At 72.5% G+C, this 4,327-nt stretch carries 3 protein-coding genes; all 3 read right to left on the reverse strand.

From position 1 onward, the window contains the following. Positions 1-180 precede the first annotated feature (180 nt). Positions 181-1,074, reverse strand: a complete 894-nt coding sequence (locus ABZW17_RS46610) for a LacI family DNA-binding transcriptional regulator (protein ID WP_354829443.1) — start codon at positions 1,072-1,074, stop codon at positions 181-183. Between the two features lie 138 nt (positions 1,075-1,212). Next, positions 1,213-2,829 (reverse strand): ricin-type beta-trefoil lectin domain protein, encoded by a 1,617-nt coding sequence (locus ABZW17_RS46615; protein ID WP_354829446.1) that lies wholly within the window; start codon positions 2,827-2,829, stop codon positions 1,213-1,215. Between the two features lie 151 nt (positions 2,830-2,980). Continuing rightward, positions 2,981-4,144, reverse strand: a complete 1,164-nt coding sequence (locus ABZW17_RS46620; RefSeq protein WP_354829449.1) for a ricin-type beta-trefoil lectin domain protein — start codon at positions 4,142-4,144, stop codon at positions 2,981-2,983. Between the last annotated feature and the right edge of the window lie 183 nt (positions 4,145-4,327).

The raw sequence follows: 4,327 nt of genomic DNA on the forward strand, positions 1-4,327 counted from the left end.
GTCCCCCCGGGTCACCCCCCCCCGCCCGCGCACCCCCCCCGGCCGTCGGGGGGGCACGGCCCCGCCCGCCCCCCCCCCCCCGGGCCGTGAGTGAGAAACAGGGTTAGAACCCTGTTTCTCACTCACGAGGGCCGCGGCAGGGGGTGTGCGGGGAGGCCGGCTGGTGCGGTCGGGTGCCGCTCAGGCGGGTGGCGGGGGTGCGGTGCTGGTGCGGGCGGCGAGTTCCGGGGCCAGCAGCCGGATCCCGGGTTCGGTGAGCCCGTCCAGCTGCCCGATCACCGTTTCCACCGCCAGCGCCCCGATCCGCCGCGCCGGGATCGGCACCGTGGTCAGCTCCACCGCGTGGTGCGCGGCCAGGCTTTCCGGGCACACCGCCACCAGCGAGACGTCCTCCGGCACCCGCAGGCCCCGCCGCGTCAAGCCGGCCAGCACCGACGGCAGCGCCGTTTCGTTGTGCACCACCAGGCCCGTCACGTCCGGGTGCCGGGCGAACAGCGCGTCCAGGCCGCGCAGCGTGCGCCAATGGGTGTTTCCCCACGCCAGCGTCGTCGAACGGACGTCCCGGCGGCGGGCTTCCGCCGTGAAGCCGCGCACCAGCCGGGTCGCCGAGCTCGTGCCGCGCCGGTAGGCCGGGGGCGGTGAGCCGATCAGGGCGACGTGCCGGTGGCCGAGGTTCGCCAGGTGCCCGAGGCACAGCGCGCCCGCCGCCGCGAAGTCCAGGTCCAGGCAGCCGAGGCCGCGGGGCCGGTCCGGGACGCCGATCAGCACCGCCGGGCGGCCCAGGCCGTGCAGGACCGCCACCCGGGGGTCGGCCGCCTCGACGTCCATCACCACGACCCCGTCGGCGACCGACGACGACACCGCGCGGCGCAACGCGGCCGGGCCGTCTTCCGCCGTGAGCAGCAGCAGGGCGTGGTCGCGGGCGCCCGCTTCGGCGATCGCCGCCGTCACGAACTCCTGCACGACGACGTCGTGGGGGCCGGCACGCAGGGGCGCGACCAGGGCCAGGACGTTCGTCCGGGTCCCGGCCGCGGCCCGGGTCCCGGTGCGGCGAAGGTGACCGCGCTTGCGCATGGCGTTTCCGACTACCCCCAGAAGACGGCGACGCGGCGGCTTCGTCGAACCGCATCGACAACCCTCGACGCTAGAGGACGTCTCAGGGGCGCGCAAGGTTGTCGAATCGATTCGATCATCGGCCGGGTGGGCCGGGCGTCACGCCGCGGGCACCGTCCACTGCTGGTTCGCCTGGCCGTTGCAGGCCCACAGGACCAGTTTCGTGCCGTTCGCCGTGCCCTGGCCGCTCGCGTCCACGCAGAGGCCGGACTGCACGCCGGTGAGCGTGCCGTTGGCGTTCGCGGTCCACTGCTGGTTGGCCTGGCCGTTGCAGTCCCAGACGACCACCGCGGTCCCGTTCGCCGTGCCCTGGCCGGACGCGTCGAGGCACTTGGTCCCGGACACCGTCAGCTGGCGCGACGCCGTGCGCGTCCACGTCTGGCTCGGCCGGCTCTGGCAGTCCTGCAGCAGCACCTGCGTGCCGTTGGCCGCGCTCCCGGCGTCGGCGCAGCGCCCGGACTGCTTGCCGGTGACCGGGCCGCCGCCCGCCGGCGTGCCGTCGCTGCCGGTGACCGTGAGCAGGACCGCCTCCCCGGCCGGGACCGACGCCGCGTAGCTGCCGGTGAAGCTCCCGCGGTCGGCGCCGGCCCACACGTCCCGGACGGTGGCCGCGCCCGTCAGGCCGAGCGACGCCCACCGGGCGGTGATCGTCGCGGCCGAGCCCGTGCGGTTGAGCAGCACGACCGCCCGGCGGCCGGTGCCGGACAGCACCTTCGAGTACACCTGCAGCCCCGAGGCGTCCTCGGCGACCTTCGTGCCCTGCCGCCCGAGCGCGTCCTGGTCGACGGCGATCATCTCGCGGTTCGTCAGGGCGGCGCGGGTCGCGGCGCTCATGTCACTGGGCTTGTTGCCCGCGATCAGCGGGGCGCCCGAGACGGCCCACAGGCTCAGGTGGGTGCGGTTCTGCGCGTCCGAGAAGCCGGACAAGCCGGCGACGAGCATGTCGGGATCGTTGTAGTGGCCGGGACTCTGCGCGCTCGGGTGCTGCGCGGCGTCGAAGTTGGCCAGCACGCGCGACATCGACGGCTTCTCGCCCCAGTAGATGATGTCGTTGCTGGTCCGCCACAGGTTGGCGATGCCCGGCGCCCAGTTCCACGGCTGGTTCCCGCCCCATTCGCAGACGGAGAACGTCATCGGGCGGCCGGTCTGGGCCGTGGCGCGGGTGATCGAGTCGCTGATCGCGGTGTAGCTGGCGCGCGCGTCGAGCTTCTCGGCGTTGCCGCCGCACCAGTCGACCTTCACGTAGTCGAAGCCCCAGCGCGAGAACTGCAGGAAGTCCTGGTCGTAGTGGCCTTCGGCGCCGGTGCCCGGGTAGGCCGGGTGCCCGGTGGGGTAGTAGTAGCCGCAGCCGTTGCGGCCGGCGTCGGTGTAGATGCCCGCCTTGAGGCCCTTGCTGTGGATGTAGGCGGTGATGGCGGACATCCCGCCCGGCCACTTCGCGGTGTCGACGGTCATGTTCCCGCCCGAGTCGCGGCTGCCGGTCCACCAGCCGTCGTCGATGTTGACGTACTCGTAGCCCGCGTCCTTCATACCGGACGAGACCAGGGCGTCCGCCTGCTGCTCGATGGCGGTGTGGTCGATCGCGCCGGCGTAGGAGTTCCAGGAGTTCCACCCCATGGGCGGCTTGGTGATCGGCGCCGCCGCGGCGCTCGACGGCGTCGCGGACACGAGCGAAGCGGTCACCAGGCCGGCGACGGCCGCGATGACCCTCCACAAGGGACGGATGTGTGCGTGCGACAACGGAACTCCCATCGGACGTGACGGCGAGCCGGACTGCGGCCGGGAAATGTGAACGCTAACACAAACCGTTGCCCGGCCATGAAAGTTTCAGTGGCGCCCCGCGGAAACCCGCGGGGCGCCACCGGGATCAGCGCAGCGACCAGACCTGGTTGGCCTGGGTGCCGTTGCCGGCGCAGTCCCACAGCTGTACGCGGGTGCCGTTCGCGGTGCCCTGCCCGCTGGCGTCCAGGCACCGCCCGGACTGCGGGTTGGTGATGGTGCCGTTGCCGTTCACCTGCCAGTTCTGGCCGCCCGAACCGTTGCAGCCCCACAGCCGCGCCGGGGAGCCGTTGGCGGTCGAGCTGCTCGCGTCCAGGCACTTGCCGGTGGCGGGGTTGGTGAACGTGCTGCCGGTGCGCGTCCACTTCTGGTTGTTCCCGCCGTTGCAGTCCCACAGGGCGATCGCGGTGCCGTCGGCCGTGCCGTTCGCCTGGATGTCCAGGCAGCGCCCGCTGCCCTGGCCCACGATGGTCTGCCCGGTGCCGCCGTTGTTGCTGCCGGCGGTGACGTCGGCGGAGAACGAGTTGACCGCGAGGCCGACGCCGCCGCTCCACGGTTCGAAGCCGGCCTGGATGCTGGTCAGGTACCACGAGGTGTCGACCCGGGTGCGGGCGTCGACGTCCTTGAGGAAGTCCAGGATGTTGAACGACCAGCTGGAGATGGCCGAGGTGGCGACGTAGGAAACCACGTCGTTGCCGCCGTTGTTGCCCTGCCACACGTCCCAGCTGCGGCCGCCGAGCGACGTGCTGCCGACCCGGCTGCCGACCGGCTGGACGTTGCCGGTGTGGTTCAGCCAGATCATCAGCTCCATCTGGTTGACGCCGGTCGTCTTCGCGGTCGGGTCCATCCAGATGTCGTAGGAGGCGTCGAAGACCGAATTGCCCACGTAGTTGTAGGAGATCGACGACGGCACGCTGCCGATCTGGCTCAGCTGCTTCGGCAGGTTCGTGCCCGGCGAGCAGTTCCCGTAGTGGCACCCGACGTAGATCGCCGGGTAGGACAGGGGTGCCCCGCCGGAGGTCGAGCCCTGCTGGGTCTGGATCCGGAACCCGTTGCCGGTGACGTTGATGCACTGCTGGGCGCTGCTGCCCCAGCGGTTGTTCATGACGACGTACTTGCCGCCGACGGTGGTCGTCCCGTACTGGTCGCAGATCAGGGTGTCGGCGTGCGCGGCCGGCGCGGCGGCGACGGCCGGTGCGACGAGCCCGGCCACGGCCAGTGCGGCCGCGGACAGGGCATACCTCAGCTTCATTGCTGTCTCCACTTCGTTCCGGCTCCTGGGAGCGCTCTCAGACGGAGTGACCCCGATGTAACCACGCCGGAGCGCGGAACGAAAGAGGCAGCGGGTCGGGGGGGGGTGTGGGGGGGGGGTAACCCCCCCCACCCCCAACCACACCCCCCCCCCCCCCCCCCCCCCCCCCCCCCCCCCCCGGCC

The organism is Amycolatopsis sp. NPDC004625, from assembly GCF_040609695.1.
Lineage (GTDB): Bacteria > Actinomycetota > Actinomycetes > Mycobacteriales > Pseudonocardiaceae > Amycolatopsis.

Bases quoted from the DNA above. Each gene is read 5' to 3' on its own strand.
- ABZW17_RS46620 (WP_354829449.1), bottom strand. From the start codon at position 4,144: ATGAAGCTGAGGTATGCCCTGTCCGCGGCCGCACTGGCCGTGGCCGGG.
- ABZW17_RS46610 (WP_354829443.1), bottom strand. From the start codon at position 1,074: ATGCGCAAGCGCGGTCACCTTCGCCGCACCGGGACCCGGGCCGCGGCC.